Annotated in this window: 9 protein-coding genes and 2 pseudogenes; 5 read left to right on the top strand and 6 right to left on the bottom strand. The window is 59.3% G+C overall.

What is annotated here, in order from left to right; all coding sequences use genetic code 11:
* Window positions 1–42 precede the first annotated feature (42 nt).
* Window positions 43–6,411, bottom strand: a pseudogene (locus tag AWM79_RS26205) (amino acid adenylation domain-containing protein); the annotation flags it as partial.
* 102 nt (window positions 6,412–6,513) lie between these two features.
* Window positions 6,514–9,618: pseudogene (locus AWM79_RS26200) on the bottom strand (non-ribosomal peptide synthetase); the annotation flags it as partial.
* Between the two features lie 1,212 nt (window positions 9,619–10,830).
* On the opposite strand from AWM79_RS26200, the gene AWM79_RS23930 reads away from it, so the two are divergent.
* Window positions 10,831–11,373, top strand: a complete 543-nt coding sequence (locus AWM79_RS23930) for a cupin domain-containing protein (protein ID WP_017134416.1) — start codon at window positions 10,831–10,833, stop codon at window positions 11,371–11,373.
* A gap of 25 nt (window positions 11,374–11,398) precedes the next feature.
* Here the strand turns inward: AWM79_RS23930 and AWM79_RS23925 are convergent, their stop codons facing one another.
* Entirely contained in the window at window positions 11,399–12,694 is a 1,296-nt protein-coding gene (locus tag AWM79_RS23925; protein ID WP_279615817.1) for an MFS transporter, read from the bottom strand.
* Window positions 12,695–12,951: 257 nt separating this feature from the next.
* Here AWM79_RS23925 and AWM79_RS23920 point away from each other — a divergent pair, with 257 nt between their 5' ends.
* Entirely contained in the window at window positions 12,952–13,770 is an 819-nt protein-coding gene (locus AWM79_RS23920) for an AraC family transcriptional regulator (RefSeq protein ID WP_017134414.1), read from the top strand.
* A gap of 156 nt (window positions 13,771–13,926) precedes the next feature.
* Here the strand turns inward: AWM79_RS23920 and AWM79_RS23915 are convergent, their stop codons facing one another.
* Both AWM79_RS23915 and AWM79_RS23910 read right to left on the bottom strand, forming a co-directional pair.
* Entirely contained in the window at window positions 13,927–14,424 is a 498-nt protein-coding gene (locus tag AWM79_RS23915) for a DUF3788 domain-containing protein (protein WP_244159603.1), read from the bottom strand.
* A 152-nt stretch (window positions 14,425–14,576) separates the two neighbouring features.
* A complete protein-coding gene (locus AWM79_RS23910) occupies window positions 14,577–15,590 on the bottom strand; it encodes an AraC family transcriptional regulator (protein WP_082712673.1) in 1,014 nt (337 codons plus the stop codon).
* A gap of 410 nt (window positions 15,591–16,000) precedes the next feature.
* On the opposite strand from AWM79_RS23910, the gene antA reads away from it, so the two are divergent.
* From antA to antC, 3 genes are read left to right on the top strand one after another with little or no spacing between them, the layout of a single operon-like run.
* Window positions 16,001–17,389, top strand: coding sequence for an anthranilate 1,2-dioxygenase large subunit (gene antA / locus AWM79_RS23905; protein ID WP_060783904.1), 1,389 nt, complete (start codon window positions 16,001–16,003; stop codon window positions 17,387–17,389).
* 2 nt (window positions 17,390–17,391) lie between these two features.
* Window positions 17,392–17,883, top strand: a complete 492-nt coding sequence (gene antB / locus AWM79_RS23900) for an anthranilate 1,2-dioxygenase small subunit (RefSeq protein ID WP_060783903.1) — start codon at window positions 17,392–17,394, stop codon at window positions 17,881–17,883.
* 18 nt (window positions 17,884–17,901) lie between these two features.
* Window positions 17,902–18,945, top strand: coding sequence for an anthranilate 1,2-dioxygenase electron transfer component AntC (antC, locus tag AWM79_RS23895; RefSeq protein ID WP_017134409.1), 1,044 nt, complete (start codon window positions 17,902–17,904; stop codon window positions 18,943–18,945).
* Window positions 18,946–19,147: 202 nt separating this feature from the next.
* Here the strand turns inward: antC and AWM79_RS23890 are convergent, their stop codons facing one another.
* Window positions 19,148–20,068, bottom strand: coding sequence for a LysR substrate-binding domain-containing protein (locus AWM79_RS23890; RefSeq protein WP_060783902.1), 921 nt, complete (start codon window positions 20,066–20,068; stop codon window positions 19,148–19,150).
* Window positions 20,069–20,224 lie beyond the last annotated feature (156 nt).

Raw genomic sequence — 20,224 nt, 5'->3', positions numbered from 1 at the left:
AGGCGGTATCGCTAACTCGGGACTGCGAGTCACGATATGCCGTGCCAGCTCGGCCAGGGTGGGCGCGCCGAACAGTTGGCGAATGTCGGTAAACAGATGGGCCTGGCGCATGCGCTCGACCAGGCTGACGGCCAACAGGGAATGCCCGCCCAGCTCGAAGAAATTGTCGTAACGGCTGACCGACTCCACGTTCAGCAACTGCGACCAGATCCGCGCCAGGGTGGACTCGACGGCGCCTTGGGGTGGCTCGTAGGGCGCACGCACCACAGCGTCGCCGCCCGGTGCCGGCAAGCCGGCACGGTCGAGCTTGCCGTTGGCGGTCAGCGGTAAACCGGGCAGATGCACGAATGCCGATGGCACCATGTGCGCCGGCAGACGTGATGCGGCTTGCGTTCGCAACCGCTCGTTGAGCCCCTCGTCAGCGGTGTAGTAGGCCACTAGCCGCTGATCGCCGGGAGTGTCCTGACGGGCGATCACCACCAGCTCGGTCACGCCTTCGACGCTGCCAAGAACGCCTTCGATTTCACCCAATTCGATGCGGAAACCGCGGATCTTCACCTGATCGTCATTGCGTCCCAGGTATTCGATCTCGCCATTGGCCAGCCAACGTCCGAGGTCGCCGGTCTTGTACATCCGGCACGGGGCAGCGCTGAAGGGGTCGTCGAGAAAACGCTCGGCGGTCAACTGGGGCTGATTGAGATAGCCACGCGTCACGCCAGGACCGCTGACGTATAACTCGCCGACCACGCCCACCGGCACGGGCTCACGCCGGACGTCGAGCAGGTACAGACGCAAGTCGGCAATCGGCCCGCCAATGGGGCTGGCGCCAATGCGCCGGGTGTCGGCTTCGGTCAACGTCCGATAGGTCACGTGCACCGTGGTTTCGGTGATGCCGTACATATTAACCAGTTGCGTCAAGCCATTGTCTGGCCGCGCATACCAGGGTTTCAGGCTGGCGACATCCAACGCTTCGCCACCGAAAATCACCTGGCGCAGGCAATGGGTTCGAGGGTTGGCACCCTGGGCCGCGATCAGTTGGCGAAAGGCGCTGGGGGTCTGGTTGAGCACGCTGACTCGCTCCTCGCACAATAGCGTGTAGCACGCTGGCGGCGAGCGGCGTGTCAACGGTACCACCACCAGCAGACGACCGCCGTGCAGGAGCGCACCCCAGATTTCCCAGACGGAGAAGTCGAAGGCAAACGAATGAAACAGTGCCCAAACGTCGTCGCTGTTGAAGCTGAACAGGCTGGCTGTGGCCTCGAACAGACGAGTCACGTTGCCGTGTTCGACCATCACCCCTTTTGGCTGGCCGGTCGAACCCGAAGTGTAGATTACATACGCCAACCGCCCGGCGCCGTGGCCTGCCACGCAAGGATTGGATTGCGGGCCGCTGTCGAGCTGCGCAATGTCCAATTGCGCTACCGCCACCCGACCGAGCACGTCGCGGGTAGCCGCCGTCACCAGTATCATCGTCGGCTGACTGTCGGCCAGCATGTAAGCCAGCCGCGCAGCGGGATAGCCCGGATCGAGCGGTACATAGCCGCCAGCGGATTTGAGGATGCCGAGCAGGCCAACGATCATGGCCACGCCCGGCTCCACGCATATCGCGACCCGATCGTCCGGTTTCACGCCATGGGCAATCAGACGATGGGCTACCCGGTTGGCTCGCGCATTCAACTCGGCGTAAGTCAGTGATTGCCCCTCGAACGTGACGGCGAAGGCATTCGGCGAGCGTTCGGCTTGCGCCTCGAACAGTTCGTGGAGGGTCTGTGGCCGCGAGTGATCGAAGCGCGGCGGATTGAACGCCTCAAGCACTTGGCTGCGCTGCTGTTGCGCCAGCACCCGCAAGGCATTGATGGGTGTATCCGGCGCACACTCCAGCGCCTCGACCAGCGACGCCAGTGTAGTGTGCAGACAATCGCAGACTTGTTGCGGATCGATGCCGTGCGTCGCTTGTACGATCAAGCCGAAGTCGTTGCCGATATCGTCGACGCATAGCACCAACGGATAGTGGGTGCGTTCGTGGGCTGAGAGCAGTTGCACCCCCGGCCAAACGTATTGCCCGACCGCCAGACCATCCGCCTCGTCACCGTGACGGTAGTTGAGTAACGCGCTGAACAGCGGAGTCGGCGCCGCTACACCGCTGCAGCGCTGCGCCAGGGCCAAGGATGCGTGCTCGTGGCCGAGCAACGCCGCCAATGCCTGGCTGGTCTGACGCACGCCCTTTTGCACGCCAGCGGCACCCGCATCGATACGCACCGGCAAGGTATTGATGAACAGACCCAAGGCGCGATCCGCTCCGGCACCGCCCTGCAGGCGCCCCAGCAACACGCTACCGAACACCACGTCGTCGCGGCCCGCCAGCACCGCCAATACCCTGGCCCAAGCCAAGTGGTAGAGACTGGCCGCGCTCACCGCCAGTTGCCGGGCCTGGCTGCGCAAGCGCAGGGCCAGTTCGCCCGAGACGCTGGCCGAGGCTTGCGTCACCGGATCGGCATCGGCCTGGATACCGGCAATGCCATAAGGCAAGGTCGGCTCATCGACATCGTGTAGTCGCTCGCGGAAGAACGCTTCGTGCGCCTGAGCCTTGCCACTCGATCGCGCCTGCGCCACATAATCACGATAGGGCACGCTAACGGCCAGCGTCGCGCCCTGCCCGGCCAGAATGGCCTGGACTTCGCGCTGCACGAACGCCAGCGCGACATGGTCCATCACGATGTGATGGAACCTGAGCAAACCGACCCCGCGCCGATGGCTCTCGTCTTCGGCATAGGCCCAATGGATCAACGGTGCCCGGTCCAAGTCGATGCCACGCTGGCGAACGTCGAAACGGCGCAGCAGTTGCTCCGCCACATCACCTTCGCGAGGGTCTGCCGAGAAATACTCGGTTGTCACTGGTGCCCGACGCCAAACCACTTGTACCGGGGCGTCGAGCCCTTCCCACAGCACCGCCGTGCGCAACACGTCATGGCGATCGATGACCTGCTGCATCGCCTGGACCACCTGCTCGAACGCCACTTGTCCGGTAAACGCAAACAGCGCGTGCAGCACATAGGGATCGCCCCCGGTGGCGCTCAAGTGGTGATACAGAATGCCTTCCTGCAGCGGCGCCAGCGGATAGATGTCCTGTACATTGGCGGCGCCACCCGCTACCCGAGCGACGATACGTTCGATGGCCGGCGGGGTCAGTCGCACCAACGGCAGCATGGCCGGGGTAATGTGTTCGGCGTGCGGCGGTATGGCGTTGGCGGGCACACTGAACAGTGGCTGCTCGGTGCTGACCTGGCGCGCCAGCTCGGCCAGGGTCGGCGCACCGAGCAGTTGCGCCACTTGGGCAAACAGACCGACACGGCGCATGTGTTCGATCAGGCTGACCGCCAGCAACGAATGCCCGCCCAGCTCGAAGAAATTGTCGTGACGACTGACCGGCTCCACGTTCAGCAACCGCGACCAGATACCGGCCAGCGCGTTCTCGACGTCACCCTGCGGCGCTTGGTAGATGGCTCGTGCATAGGCCCCGTGCGGTGCGGGCAGCGCCTTGCGGTCGAGCTTACCGTTGGGGGTCAGCGGCCAGGCATCGAGATGCACGAATGCCGCCGGCACCATGTACGGCGCCAGGCGGCTGCCGACGTGCTCGCGCAGCGCTTCAGGAACGACGGCGCTGCCGGTGTAATACGCCACCAGCCGCTGGCCGGAACGCTCATCGTGCCGTGCCAGCACCACGACCTCGCGTAAGCCGGGCATCTGGGCCAGCACCGTTTCGATTTCGCCCGGCTCGATTCGAAAGCCCCGGATCTTGACCTGGTCGTCGTTGCGTCCCAGGTACTCGATTGCACCATTAGGCAGCCAACGCCCAAGATCGCCGGTCTTGTACATCCTCGCGCCAGGTGCCTCGCTGAAGCGGTCGTCGACGAACCGTTCAGCGGTCAAGCGAGGCAGATTCAGGTAGCCGCGAGCGACCTGCACGCCAGCGATATGTAATTCACCCGCAATGCCCACCGGAACCGGTTGTCCCTGAGTGTCCAAGATGTAAATACGCGTATTGGCGATGGGCCGACCGATCAGCGACACGCTGTCCTCGGCGCTGCATGCCCAGGCCGTGACATCGACCGCCGCTTCGGTCGGCCCGTAAAGATTGTGCAATCCGGTATCCGGCAGCACCGTGGAGAAACGGCGGATAAGGCTCAGCGCCAGCGCCTCGCCGCTGCACACCACGCGGGTCAGGCTGTGGCATTCGGCGGCCTGGGCGGATTCGAGGAAAACCTGCAACATCGACGGTACGAAATGCACGGTGCTAATCCGTTCCCGAGCGATCAGTTGTGCCAGGTAAACCGCATCCCCGTGCCCCTCGGGACGTGCGATCACCAGCTTCGCGCCGACCATCAACGGCCAGAAAAACTCCCAAACCGAGACGTCGAAACTGAACGGGGTCTTTTGCAGGATTACGTCTTGCGCTGTCAGACTCAGTGCCTGCTGCATCCACTGCAAACGGTTGACCACCCCGCGATGCTCGTTCATCACGCCTTTGGGCCGTCCGGAAGACCCGGAGGTGTAGATGACATACGCCAGCGTCCGCCAGTCCTGCGCCAGCGCCGGGTCGTGCGAGGGGAACTGGGCCTGCGTGCGCACATCAGCGAGATCGAGGCAGATCGCGGCGTCCGCCCGCAACAGACCTCGGGTCGGGCCGTGCAGCAGCAGCGCGACGGGCGCGCTGTCCTCCAGCATGTGGACCAGGCGTTCGAGCGGGTAGCCAGGGTCAAGCGGCACATAAGCGCCCCCGGACTTGAGAATGCCAAGCAGGCCGATCAGCATGTCCAGGCTGCGCTCGACACAAATCGCCACGCGGTCATCGGCTCGCACACCCCGTTCGATCAACTGATGGGCCACGCGGTTGGCCTGTCTATTCAACGCCTCGTAGGTCAGTGACTGGTCTTCGAAGGTCAGCGCGATGGCCTCGGGAGTCGCCCTGACCTGCTTTTCGAATAACTGATGTAGCGTCAGCGCCTGCGCAAAGGCGCCGTCGGTGGCATTGAAATCGGCCAGCACCCGCTGGCGTTCCCTGGCCGGCACCGCGACCAGGTCATGCATGGCTTGTTCGGGGTTGCGTTCCAGTGCGTCCACCAGACTGGCCAAGACGGTCTGCACGCTGTCGCACACCAATTGCGCATCAATGCCCGTCATTGCCTGGACATTCAGTTCGAACCCTTGTCCTGCGTCATCCACCGACAATGTCAGTGGATAGTGGGTGCGCTCATACTCCTCGAGCAGTTCAATACCTTGCCAGTTCAGCGGCCCGGCGCCTTGCCCCTGGTGTTCACTGCGGCGGTAGTTGAGCAAGGCGCTGAACAACGGCGTGCCTGGGGCAACCCCACTGCAACGTTGGGCCAGTGCCAGCGGCGCATGCTCATGGGCGAGCAGGTTGGCCACCCGCGCCGCGGTATCGCGCACACTGGCGGCCACGCCCTGGGAACCCAGGGTCAAGCGCAACGGCAAGGTATTGATGAACAACCCCAGCGCATGTTCGCCACTCGCCCCCTGCATGCGCCCCAGCAGAACAGTGCCGAACACCACCTCTGTCTGTCCCGAGAGCATCGACAACACCCGTCCCCACGCCAGGTGAAACAGGCTGGCAGTGCTGACACCTAGCCCCCGTGCATGCGTGCGCAAACGCTCGGCCACCCTGAGCGGCACAGGTTGGATCACTGCGATGACCGAGGCATCATCGCGAGCCTGTGCCACGCCGAACGGCAGCGTCGGCGATTCGATGTCCTGTAGCATCTCGCGGAAAAACGCCTCATGGCTTGCGGCGCTCATACTGTGTCGACTCTGCACCACGTAGTTGCGATAAGGCGTCGCGCCAGGCAGCAGTGCCTGTTGATCGAGCAGATAAGCCTGCATCTCCTGTTGCAGGACACTTAAGCCGGCATGATCCATCGCCAGGTGATGAACGATTAGCAATGCCAGCCAGCGGTCGTTGCTTTCGTCGAAGGTGCAGGCCAGTCGCAGCAGCGGGGCCTGGCGCAGATCCAGACGCGAGCGGCCGACATCGAAACGCTTGATCAGTTGGCCGGCGATATCGCCGTCCTGGGCTTGGAAATTCAACCAGTGCAACGGCAGCGACACATCACGCAGGACCACCTGCAAAGGCACGTCCTGCCCTTCCCAGACCAACGCCGTGCGCAGAATGTCATGGCGGTCGATGACCGTTTGCAAGGCCCGGATGAAGTCGTCGAGCCGGGCGCGGTGGTCCAGCGCGAACAGCCCATGCGACACGTAGGGATCGCCGCCGCTGGTCGACAAATACTGATAGAGGATGCCTTCCTGCAACGGCGCCAACGGATAGATATCCTGCACATTGGTAACGCCACCGGGGATGTTTTCAACTAAGCCGTCGATCTGCTCCTGGCTCATTTCAATCAGTGGCAAGAGGTCGGGGGTTATCCGTAAACAGCCGGCTTCGATCCGATTGGCCGGAATTTCGACCTCCTGGCCGGTGCCCGTGTGCTGGGCAAACGCTTGCAGCGTCGGAGCACCGAACAGGGCGCGAGGCTCGGCATTCATGCCCTGGCGACGCATGCTCTGGATCAGCCGCACGGCAGACAGCGAATGCCCGCCCAATTCGAAAAAATTATCGTGCCGCCCTACTCGCTCGACGCCCAGTACCTGTTGCCACAACAAGGCCAAGGCCTGCTCCCGCTCGCCTTGCGGTGCCTCATAGGCATGGTTGAGGCAAGCTTGCGGCGCCGGCAAGGCTCTGCGGTCCAGCTTGCCATTGACGGTCACGGGAAACGCCGCCAGGTGCACGAACGCCGACGGCACCATGTAGACCGGCAATACCTCGCCGGCGCGACGGCTCAGGCCCTCGGCCAGCCCGTCGATGCCGGTGTAATAGGCAACCAGACGTACTTCGCCAGGACTGTCCTCGCGCGCGAGTACCGCCACCTCGAGCACACCGGGCAAGGAGACCAGCGTGGTCTCGATCTCACCCAACTCAATGCGAAAACCACGGATCTTTACCTGGTCGTCATTGCGTCCGAGAAATTCGATGTTGCCATCGGCCATCCAGCGCCCCAGGTCGCCACTCTTGTACATCCGCGCACCCGGCGCGGCGCTGAACGGATCGTCGATAAAACGCTCGGCGGTCAATCCCGGTTGGTTCAGGTACCCTCGCGCAACGTGCGCGCCAGCGAGATAGAGCTCACCGACCGCGCCCGGCGGAACGCGCTGGCCGAACTCATCAAGTATATGAATCCGGGTGTTGGCCACCGGGCGACCGATGTGCAGCGCCGCGTCGTGCTGATGCACTTGTCCGGCAGTCACCAGTACCGTGGCTTCGGTTGGGCCGTAGGTATTGATCAATGCTTGTCCGGCCGGCAGACCGACCGGCCATTGGCGCAACCGATCGCCGCCGATCAACACCTGGCTGGCCAGTGGGTTGGCAAGGTCGCTGGCATACGCCAGCTCCGCCAACGGGGTGATCAGAATGGCAAGGTCAACGGTCTGCGCTTTCCACCACTGCAACAAGGCGCGCGGATCGTTCACCGTGTGTGCCGGCGGCAGCAACAACGTGCCGCCGACACTCAGCGCCGTCCAGATTTCCCAGACACTGGCGTCGAAACCGACGCCAGCGAACCAAGTACTGCGACTGCCTTCGCCCAGCGCAAACCGCTGGTTATGCCAGGCAATCAGGTTATTCAACTGGCGATGCTCAACCATCACGCCTTTCGGTCGACCAGTGGAACCCGAGGTGTAGATCACGTAGGCCAGTGACGTGCCGTGACACCCTATTGGATCGGGATTGGCGCGCTGCGCTTCGGTCATGGCCTGCAAATCACCCAAATCAAGCTGCGGCATCGCCGTCTCGGGCAACAGGTGCGCGGTTCGATGGTGGATCAGCATGACCTTGGGCGCGGTTTCGTCGAGGATGTAGCGCAAACGCTCGGCTGGATAGGCGGGGTCCATGGGTACATAACCCGCACCGGACTTAAGAATCCCGAGCATCCCGACAATGCTGTCGAGGCTACGCTGGGTACAGAGGGTTACGCATTGGTCTGCCTTGACGCCCAGGGCCATCAGTCGATGCGCCACGACGTTGGCGCGGCTGTTCAACTGCGCATAGGTCAGGCGGTGCCCGTCCTGCTCAATGGCGATGGCATCCGGCGAACGCGCCGCCTGCGCTTCGACCTGTCGATGGATCATCGGCGCTGGCGCAAAGGCCACATCGGTGGCGTTCCAGGCGTCGAGTTGGCGCAACTCCGGTGCCGTCACCAGCGACAGTCGCGATACGGGCAATTCGGCGTTGTCCAGCACCTGTTCGAGCATATGCCGCAGCCGAAGGCTGATCTGCCGGATTTCTCCGGGGTCGAAATAAGCCTGGTTGTAAAAGAAGTGAATCCAAACGTTTTCGTCGAATTTGTTTTCGCGGATATGGACCGTCAACGGGTCCTGCTCATGCCTGTTCGATCCCATGATCACCTGCGCCGGTGCCCCATCGAAGCGCAGGTCATGGTCATCGCGCTCATAGGACACCGTCAGGTCGAACAACTGCGCCCGCTGCGAGCGCCACAGGCCCAGCGTGCGATTCAGCTCGCTCAACGGAAAGCGCTGGTAGCGGTAATCCTGCTTGAGCATCCGCCCCAGTGAAGTGACCAGCGCAGAGAAGCTCAGGTGCGGATCAAACGACAGGCGCAACGGGCTGACGCCGACAAACATGCCAGCGGTCGATTTGAGACGGGCACTGCCGCGATTGAGCGTCGGCACGGCGATGGACAACTCATCGCGGCGCTCGGTGCGGCTGAAGTAGACGTGGAAAATTCCGAGCAGCACATGGAATGGAGTCGAGTCGCAGGCGCGGGCCAGTTCGATGATCCGCTCGAAGAAAGCACGGGACAGGCGCAGACACTCGTGGCCGCCCGGCGCCAGGCCTTGCTGTGGGCCGGTGCGGTGGCGCGGAGTGAACAGCGGGTCGGGCAGCGTGCGGTATTTGTCCAGCCAATATTCCAGGTTGCGCAACTGTTGCGGCGAGTGCTCGAACGCCTGGTCCTGCGCAATGAAATCCCGGTAACTCGGCGCCGGTTCAGCCTGATCTTGGGTCTGGGCCTCGCTGTATAATGTTGACAGTGATTCGACCAGCAAGCCGATTGCCCAGCCGTCGACGATCAGGTGGTGAAAGTTGAGCGTGAAATAGAAACGCGCATCACTGACCTTTACCAGCTCAAAGCGAAACAAGGGGCGGCCGATCAACGTGAAGGGAGCTTCCAGGCGCTGCTCAAGCAGCGCCAATGCCGCGCTCTCGGCGTCCTCCCGCTCGCTGAAGTCGTGAAAGGGCACCTCCACCGCCAGCGTCTCGACGATGCGTTGCAGCGGCACGCCGTGCTCATCAATCGACGATGTCAGCACGATGCGCAACGCGTCGTGCTTGCGCACCAACCGGTTCACCGCTCGCTCGAAGCGTTGCGGGTCGACGGTGCCTGCGATCCGCACATGACCACCGATCTTATAGAGCGGCGCACCTTCGTGCAGCACTTGATCGAACCAGATCTGGCGCTGAGCGGTGGTCAGGGGGTATACATCAGCGGGCGAAGATGGGCGATTCAAACAATAGCTCCCTGGCCTCATCGGCCCAAAAATGACTGACGTCACGCATGAACCGACACTCGATGCGTCAGTGTTCGAATAAAAAAGATCAACGGATTGCCTGATAGGCGATCCAGTGCATCGATGAATGTCCAACTTTATGAGTGTATAGACATAGTCGCCATTAGTGCACCATAGCACTAACGTGAAAGTTGCGGAATAACTGATCTCCCGGCTACGTGCCGATAGGTTCCGGATGAAACTGTGCACCGTGCAGAGGGACGAGTCTTATTCTGTGTACTGCCTATCATCTCGTCACTTATCCAGGCCGTTAGTTCAAACGAAACATTGATCAGCTCGGTGATCAATGAGTGGCAGAGAACCACAAAAAGTTCCTTGAGCAGTGTCTTGAATACCCGATTGCGCTGCGGCGAATTACACTGATACGGCCCCGTATGGATGGTGGAGCAAGGGAAACGATCCCACGTGCTCATGGACGATACGTTGATGCTCAAGGCAGATGACCGACGAAGACCGGCCATTACGACCAGCGCAGTTGTTTTACGCGCCGATGGGCTTTTTTACTTTTTAATCAAGGCCCAATTACTATACACCAAGAAAAATTTGTACAGCATGTGCTTTTCCAGACCAACCCTAGCGCCGTTGTGATTTCTGTCCATTTTTCGGACGTAGATCACAAATCAAAAACAGGGGTTAAATTGCGACCAGCAAAAAATATTCAATTTTCACGCCATGATTAACCTATCACTTACGAATCAGCGGGAGAGATGGAAGGAGGTCATGCTTTGATCAGATCGACCATGAGTGTTAAACCGCTGAATTTAGCACATCACGGCGCCTGATCATGACGCTCCACGTCTCCCCTGCAATTAACTATTTAGCCTTCGGACTTCGGCTGGCGGGTACACCTATAAAGCACTGCTGTCAGTTTCGGAGTATTAGCGCCAAGCCCCGATCCATTGCCCATTGACAGCCGCAATGACCCTTATGCTGTCTGCAACGAAAACGAACGGCTCGGCAGGGGCATCGGTCTGCATGGTCCACTCATTTACTCGCTTCTTGGCTCTGGTGCCCGCGACATTCGAGTCGTAACCCATAATGCGTTCCAAGCAGGCAGCCGCTTGCCCGACATCAATCAAGGACATGATCCCCACAGGATTTCTGGAGCCCTTGTCGTCAAGGCACGGCAAGTACGTAATTGCATCGACAACGCTGGCAAGTGGAGACTGTGCGATGAAGAAAACCTTGGAATTTGCGCCCGTCGGTAGCCAAAAGATGCTTGTGGGGGTGGCTGCGGCCGCCGTAATGCTCGCCGTCAGCGGAGTGTTATTGCCACATGACGGGAAGAAGGATGTTGTAGACTGGTTGGCCGATCTGTGCACCGGTATCGGCAGGCCACTGTTCTCGTCTGCAACCGTGAACACCGACGAATCCGGCGCAGTCAGGCCCGCGACCTCACCCAAAGTGATTTCATGCGAACCGTTGCCGAACGTGCCAGGCAAGTCGGTTACTACGCTCCTCGTTAACTTTCCGCCACTGGGCTATTCGCCGGCTCATCGCCATCCAGGCTCTGTCACTGCCGTGATCCTGGAAGGCACGATCCGCTCGCAATTGGCCGGTAGTCCCCCAGGTGATTATCGCTTCGGCGAAACCTTCTTTGAGCCAGCCGGCGCGCTGCACTTGTTTGCAGAGAACCCCGATCCGGTACACCCCGCCAAGCTTGTGGCGATGTTCGTGGCTGACGACAACTGCGGGCCGCTGGTTCTACCACCTTGAGTGGCCGGCATTGCGCACGTGGAGGCTATCTGAATCGCCGAGCGCTACTGGTGGCGGCTCCCATCAGAGCGAAAGCCATACCGGCGATCAGACAAAAGACCGCGCCATGATTTCCACCCGTGGCGAGGATCAGTGAGACCAAGGCGGAACCGAGAGACCATCCGACGTATCGGGCCGCGGCATTCATCCCACTTGCAGCGCCGCTACGCCCTACAGGTCCTGCTGTCATCATGGCGGTGTTGTTCGGCGTCTGGAACAGACCAAAGCCGATACCGCAAAGAGCCAATCGCCATATGACATCCCACTGCGCCGGAGCCGCAGGCAAGAAGACCAGCAAAAGCAAACCACCGGCCAACACTGCCAACCCCGTGCTGCAAATCACCGAGGCCGGGTAACGGTTGATCAAACGACCAGCGATTGGGGCGGTGACGGCGGTCATCAACGGCCAGGGCGTTACAAGAAAACCTGTTTCCACGGCGGAAAGATGAAGCTCCGTCTCAAATAAAAACGGCAAGGCGACGTAAGCTAGAATTTGTGCCGCGTAGGAGCAGACAGATGTCCACACCGATAGGGTAAACCGGGGGATGCGGAAAAGATCGAATGGCAACATTGGCATAGGGTGCCGCTGCTGTTGCCGAATGAAGAGACTAAAAAAGACCAGACCGACTACGATCTCTCCCGTGGCGATGCGCCAATCGCCGATACCCAGCGTGCCGACTCCAACGACGAAAAGCCCGAACGCTAGCGCATTGAGAACGGTCCCGGTCAGATCAAGCCGGCGAGCGACTCGAACGTCCGGTGGTGCGACGGCAATAAATAGAGGTAGCACGAGGCCAAATGGAACATTCACCAGGAACAACCAAGGCCATTGTGCCACGGCGAGTATTGTCGCCGCGATGGTAGGCCCCAAGGCTCCGGGTATCGCCACCGCTAACGCGACCAACGCCAGCCCCTTACTGACCCTGCGGTGTGGGTAGATCACCCGTACAAACGCAACGCCCGCGACAGCAAGCGCGGCCGCTCCAGCCCCCTGAACCAAGCGCGCCCCGAGCAACATCGGCAATGTTGGAGCCAAAGCGCACCCCAACGAGGCGAGAACAAAAATAGCTAGACCGGCGGCATAAAGGCGCTTCAGACCGAGTGATTCGGCCAGACTTGCAACAGGCAACAAACAGACCGTTGCCGAAAGCTGGTAGATATTCACCACCCAAACGGCCGCTGCATCACTGCTCGTGAATGAACGCGAAATATTCGGCAAGGCGATATTCACGATGGCGCTTCCAAGAGAACTTAGCCCCAGTCCCAGCAAGATGCAGACCATTGCCCAGCGGCGCTTCGACGTCGTTAAACACTCGACGCCACTCATCAGGATGCAATCTCGCGCGCGGTCTTTAGACGGCCCACGGCGCACATCCCCTTAGACGCTGTAGATCGATACGCAATGTCACAGCAATAGTTATCCGATGTCGGCCATATCCGTGCACTAATGAGCGGTATTTTCTTCACTATCAGCTCTTCCGTTAAACAAGCCGGGATGGACATAGACGCTGCAGACAATGATACTAAGGCGTGTGAACGATGTGCGGCCAATCGACATATATGACACGCCAAGCGCAACTACCTATGCCATTCAGGATTCTTCACCGGACGAAGTCCCGAGGTGCGTCCGTCGCCTTGCACGAACATGAGGAATCACAAGTAATCTTCGCGGCTTCGGGAACCATGCAGGTCTACACCGCATCTGGACGCTGGTTCGTCCCTCCCCAACTCGCACTCTGGATGCCAGCCGGCATGCCTCATCGGGTCGATATGCTTTCCGATACCGAATTACGGATGATCTATTGGCATCCCTCGGCGTTACGGACGTGGGCGCCAGAACGGCCACTCGATTACGTATTCGCTGTCGCGGTTACTCCACTGTTGCGGGAATTGATCGCCACGAGCTTCAAGGAAGATATATCGTCTGCAAAAGCCGAACTCGCCGCCCGATTGATTCTTCACGAGCTTAGCGAGACACCCGACCTTCCAGTATTCCTGCCGATGCCAACCGGTATGATCGCAAGACGCGTCGCTGATCTGGCTTTAGCCGATTCACGGATGCACCTCGGAGTCAGTGACCTTGCCCATCGAGCAGCCACCTCGATTCGCACCGTCAGCCGCATGTTCCCGGTAGAAACGGGATTGACCTTCAAGGTCTGGCGGCAACGAGCACGGATCGCCCTGGCAATCGATCGACTCTCGGCGGGAGACTCAATCTCGCGGGTCGCGGCAGACGTAGGCTTCGCCAGCACAGCGGCGTTCTCGTTTGCCTTTCGACAGGTAACGAAAATGACACCCACCGCCTTTCTTCAGCATCTCCCCGACTCGGGTAGCCCCGGCGACATGAGAAAGCTGTAGCAACTCTCTGAGTCGCTCGCAGCTTGGGCTGACACCGGTTTCGGGAGGCGCTATCTGGATTCATCACTTGCAAGGCAGTGCTGCCTGCAGTTAGGCAACCCGTGAAGCGCTAGCCGATGACCGAGGAGATGAGCTGATGGTGTGCGCGCAAATAAATCAGGAGCTGATCAATGGAGGGCGCTTCATACTCACAAGCTCTTTCAGATCATGCAGATCATCCGCGGATGAGATTGCAACTGCCAGCCATTTCCCGTCATGGTAGGTGCGGGCTTCATCGTAGAGTTTGACCAACTGCGGGGGCCAAAAATAACGCCGCTCCTCAAACTTCTCTCGCTCTGCTCGACCCAAGACCACCTGCACCGAAAACAACCTGTATGCTGGCTGTAAGGTGCAGAACGCTTTGATCTTCTTGTAGCGCAGGGACCAACCGCGTTTCTTGCCACCATAGAGCCAATCCGGCTCGAAAACACCGGGGTAGGATGCGTCGATCCAGCTTCGCAACTGCACCCAATGCTCAAACGCCTCCGTCCCGATCCAGTCGCGAACAGTGCGTTCATCAGGGGCGGCTGATTTGCCGGCGATCCTATCGCCGATCTGAGGCGATTGTTCCATGTCGTTTTCTTGCTGACTGTCATGGGGGGATGGAACGTTCATCTATCCACGGCTCCGGCTGGACCAGCGCTTATCGGGGGGCGACAATGACGGCGATTTCAACGAAACCAATATACGGTACCGACACTGATCTTGTCGAACGCGGGGTGATTGCGTTGGATGGGCGGGTGCACAACTAAAGGCTGCTCGTGCCGCTATACACTGCGCATGCGGCGGGCCTCGTTACGCTGCAAGGTCATGCTCGGGGACTCGTCGAATAACTTGCGGTACTCAACGGAAAAGCGGCCGAGGTGCGTGAAGCCCCAGCTCAAGGCTATCTCGGAAATGTTGCGCGCAGAGCCGTACTCAAGGATATCCTGGCGCACGGCATTCAAGCGGTATTTTTTCAGGTAAACCATCGGCGACAGTGCGAAGTGCTTCTTGAAGGCTTCGAACAACTTGAAGCGTGAAACCCCACTCGCGGCCTCGATATCCTCAAGGCGCAGCGATTCTCGGGCATTGGCGTGGATGTATTGCCTGGCTTTGATCAGATAGTGCGGCAACTTCACGCCCAACACGCGCTTCAGCTCTTCGGAATAATTGTTCGGTTGAGCAAGGATCAAGCCTTTGATCAAGGAACTCTCGATATCCCGGGTGAACGCCAACTGCTCATACAGTTCGCTGCCGCGCTCCAGTTCGGCGATGAAATAACGTGCCATTCGCCACCACGAAGCCGATGCTCCATCGACCACATCCATCACCGACTCGAAACGCAACGGAGCTTGCAACGGTCGTTGCAACATATCCTCCAGAGACTCACTCATGGCGGCACGCGTGATGACCACCTGGACTTTGCGACAATCGCCGGAGATCGCCAGCACCTGGTTTTCATTCGGTGAAATGATCACACCTTGATCGCGATTGGACTTCACCACACTGCCGTTCTTGCTCAGTTCCTGCTCGCCCACCAGCGGCAAACTCAGGCTGTAGCTGCTGAAATGCTCAGCGTCCTCGATATCGACAGTGACATCAGTGCCGTACTCGATAGTGCCCAACGTGGTGGCCATCGACTTGAACACATTAGCGCTGTGGTGAAAGCGGATCCGCTCGGGGGTCGCGGTCACGAGACGATGCGGCCCACAGATGCCAGACATCCAGGTCCTCGCACCTTCAAGGTCAAATCTATCAATACGAATATCGCGAAACTGCGCATTAGTTTTGCTGTTCATCACGATGCACCCACGACCATGTTTTCTGCGCGCTCTACGGCGCGTATCCCCCGCAAAAACAGCAAGTTCCAAGCGACAAAGCCGCTAATCCGACCCAGTGGATAGCAATTACCGACTCAGTGGATAGAGCAGTCGTTTTAAACCTTGGACGCGTCCTCGAACACTACACCCGTCCAGCCAGACAGTACCTGAATGCTACAGACAGGTGTGGCCTTTTATCGCTGGATGCGAGATTTGGATAGGAGCTGCACGGTTTGATACGTGGATCTGTTACCCGGCGCGCAGCGGATCTTTTAGGCGCCACTGCAATTTTTTGGACTGCCTTCGCCGACAAATCGGATAGACCCCTACCCGCCTCACTCTCTCTAATGAGTACAACCGATTGGCCCAAATAAAAAAGGTATAGACCCATGGGTGGCGAAAAGAACGTCGAGCAATGGAAAGCGTTTATCGAGGGCTGCATAGACTTCCGACCGACAGACGGCGTATTCCGGATTGCCCGGGACATATTCACCGAGCCACAGTTGTTCGATCTGGAGATGGAACTGATCTTCGAAAAGAACTGGATTTACGCCTGTCATGAAAGCGAGCTGGCCAACAATCACGACTTCGTCACGATGCGCGCCGGCCGCCAGCCCATGATCATTACCCGCGACGGCGACGGTCAGCTCAATGCGCTGATCAACGCGTGCCAGCATCGCGGCACGACCCTGACTCGCGTCGGCAAGGGCAACCAATCGACCTTTACCTGCCCGTTCCATGCCTGGTGCTACAAAAGCGACGGCCGCCTGGTGAAGGTCAAGGCGCCCGGCGAATACCCCGAAGGTTTCGATAAGGCCGCACGCGGCCTGAAAAAAGCGCGCATTCAGAGCTACAAGGGTTTTGTGTTTATCAGCCTGGATGTCCTCGCTGATAACAGCCTCGAAGACTTTCTCGGCGACGCCAGGGTGTTCTTCGACATGATGGTTGCTCAATCGCCGACCGGCGAACTGGAGGTACTGCCCGGCAAGTCGGCGTACACCTATGACGGCAACTGGAAACTGCAGAACGAAAACGGCCTGGACGGCTATCACGTCAGCACTGTCCACTATAACTACGTGGCCACGGTGCAACACCGCCAGCAGGTCAACAGCGAGAACGGCAGTCGTGCCAGCCACACCCTGGACTACAGCAAACTGGGCGCCGGCGACGCCAACACCGATGACGGCTGGTTTGCGTTCAACAACGGCCATAGTCTGCTGTTCAGCGACATGCCGAACCCCACAGTGCGCTCCGGCTACGCCACGATCATGCCACGGCTGATCGAAGAACACGGCCAGGAAAAAGCCGAATGGATGATGCATCGGCTGCGCAACCTGAACATCTATCCAAGCCTGTTTTTCCTCGATCAGATCAGCTCGCAACTGCGCATCATCCGCCCGCTAGCCTGGAATAAAACCGAGATCATCAGCCAGTGCCTGGGGGTTAAAAACGAATCGGACGCGGATCGGGAAAACCGCATTCGTCAGTTCGAGGACTTCTTCAACGTGTCGGGCCTGGGTACACCGGATGACCTGGCGGAGTTCCGCGAAGCTCAGCGCGGTTTCCAGGCGCGCCTGGAGCGTTGGAGCGATATTTCCCGCGGCAGCCATCGCTGGGTAACCGCCGCCACGCCCAATAGCGAGTCCATCGGCATTGCCCCCGCCATGACCGGCACCGAATTCACCCACGAAGGGCTTTACGTCAATCAGCACAGCAACTGGCAGAAATTCCTGCTCGATGGCCTGGAGGCCAAATCCCTGAAGCTACGTGAGGTGTGAACATGAATGTGCAATTGCAGTATCAGATCGAACAGTTTTTCTACCGCAAATCCGAACTGTGCGATGCCCAGGAGTGGGACGCTTATATCAACCTGTTCGATGAACACAGTGAGTTTCACCTGCCGCAATGGGACTCAGAACATGTCTACACGCGCGACCCGAAACGCGAAATGTCGCTGATCTACTACCCGAACCGCTCTGGACTGGAAGACCGGGTGTTCCGCCTGCGCACCGGCAAATCTGCCTCGTCGACCCCGATGCCGCGCACCTCGCATTTGATCAACAACGTGCGGATCAGCGAACTCGACGACAGTGAGCTGGAGGTGCGCCTGAACTGGCACACTCTGTTCTATCGCCTGGCCACTTCCGAGCAGTTCTACGGTCGTGCGACCTATCGCCTCAAGCCCCACGCCGACAGTTGGCTGATCACCCGCAAGCATGTCCTGCTGCTCAACGACACGATCAATTCAGTGCTCGATTTCTACCACCTCTGACCCCCTGGAGACCGGAGCATGCACCATAAGGTCGCGTTCAGCTTTGCCGACGGCAAAACGCTGTTCTTTCCCGTACAGCCCAACGAAATACTGCTCGACGCCGCCCTGCGCAATGGCATCAACATTCCTCTGGATTGCCGCGAAGGCGTCTGCGGAACCTGTCAGGGCCGCTGCGAGTCGGGCGATTACAGCCAGGACTATGTCGATGAGGACGCGCTCTCCAGCCAGGACCTGCGACAACGCAAAATGCTCACCTGCCAGACTCGGGTCAAGTCCGATGCGACGTTTTATTTCGATTTTGCTTCCAGTCTGTGCCATGCCGCAGGCCCCAAACAACTCAGCGGCACGGTCACTGAAGTCCGACAGATTTCAGCCAGTACTGCGATCCTGCGTTTGCATCTTGGCTTGAGCAACCCGTTGGATTTTCTACCGGGGCAATACGCTCGATTGCTGATCCCGGGGACTGAAAGTAAGCGGTCCTACTCGTTCGCCAATCGACCGAGCGGCGACAATCAACTGCAATTCCTGATTCGACTGTTACCCGAAGGGGTAATGAGCAACTACATCCGTGAACGCTGTCAGGTGGGGGACCACATCGGACTGGAGGCACCTCTGGGCGCATTCTATCTTCGTCACGTGGCCAGACCCTTGATCTTGGTGGCCGGTGGTACCGGGCTTTCCGCCCTGCTGGGTATGCTCGATGAACTGGCCGAGCGTGGATGTGCGCAACCGGTGCATTTGTACTACGGCGTGCGAGACGCTGCCGATCTGTGCGAACGCCCACGCATCCAAGCCTATGCCGAACGCATACCTGGGTTTCGCTACACCGAAGTGCTCAGCAATCCGACGCCGCAATGGTCGGGCAAACGCGGCTACATTGCCGAACACTTCGATAGCATTGAACTGCGCGAGGCGCCGGTCGACATGTACGTTTGCGGGCCACCGGCGATGGTCGAATCGATCAAGGGCTGGTTGCAATCCCAGGCACTGGACAACGTTCATTTGTACTGCGAAAAATTTACCGAGAGTGATATCTGGACATCGGTGGTCGCTCCGACCTGATCCGAGCCAATTGTTCGCTGCCACACCAGAACATTAGCCCTGCCCGCCGCCATGGATACCCTATTCGCCCTTGATGGCGCGTTGCCGATCCAGACGCTCCGTGGACCGCGGGCGGGCGACTATCCGGATATCTACTTCGACACCTCGCTTTTAAACCCTGCAAAGCGTCCCTAGGCGACGCTTGACCTGGAGAGAGGCCTGGCTATAACAACTCGCAGCCCTTCCAGAAGCCATTTTCCAGCAACTCATGCAGGGCCGCATGGCATTGGTCAATCACGGTCGTAGTAACCGGTGATATGGGCAGCGTGTTACTGATACACAGGTAGACATCTCGCCCGAATCCGCCCTCGATACCGTGGATGTCAACCTGGCGGTTGAGGATTTCCTCGTGGCCCGCCGAGTAAGGCAGAATCGTCGCCGCCAAGCCGGCACGCACGGCGGGAATCAGGATGGCCGAGGTGCTGGCCTCGCCGAATAGATCGAACGCCAGGTTGGCCCTTAAAAACGCATGCTCGACCCGCGACCGTAATGTGTTGGGCATGCTGGGAAGAATCAATGGCATCTCGGCGATTCGTTTCAACGACACGGGCCCTGTGGTGGGGATCACGTCATGGCGTGTCATCAAATACAACTCTTCACGAAACAACGGCAAAAAATCCATGTCCTTGGGTTTTTGTGGGTCCGGCACCAATGAAAAGTCGACTCGACCATGCCCGACCAGCGACACCAGGTCGGCGCTGGGCGCATCGACGATTTCCAGCATGATCGATGGATAACGCTCCTTCACCAGCCGCATCAAACGCAACGCCAGCAACTTTGAGGTGCTGGAAGGCATGCCGATCGAGACATTGCCGGTCATGTCGCCCTCTTTCTTGGAGATCAGGACACGGGTGTTGTCGACCTGTCGCAGGATCGTTTTCGCATGCCGATATAACAGGTCGCCTTGCTGCGTTGCCTGGATTCCCCGCGAGCTGCGATTCAACAACTTTACACCCAGTTCATCCTCCAAGAGGGTGATTTGCTGACTCAGTGCCGGTTGCGCGATATGCAGCCCCTCGGCAGCACGCGTCATGTTCTGCGCTTCAATGATCTTCACGAAATAGTTCAGCTGTTTGAGATTCAAGCCGTTCTCCTGCGAAGTTGCCGTGAGTGTCTGAACAGAGCGTCTGCAAGGCTCGATAAGAAAAACTTATAGCACGCTCAACAAACGGTATTTCAGTCTGCCTCGATGAATGCCTAGGATCATTGAAAAGAACAAAAAAGCAATCCAGGAGACACG

Origin of the sequence: Pseudomonas agarici (assembly GCF_001543125.1) — a bacterium.
GTDB classification, from domain to species: domain Bacteria; phylum Pseudomonadota; class Gammaproteobacteria; order Pseudomonadales; family Pseudomonadaceae; genus Aquipseudomonas; species Aquipseudomonas agarici.
This window is presented reverse-complemented; position numbering and strand designations above follow the sequence as displayed.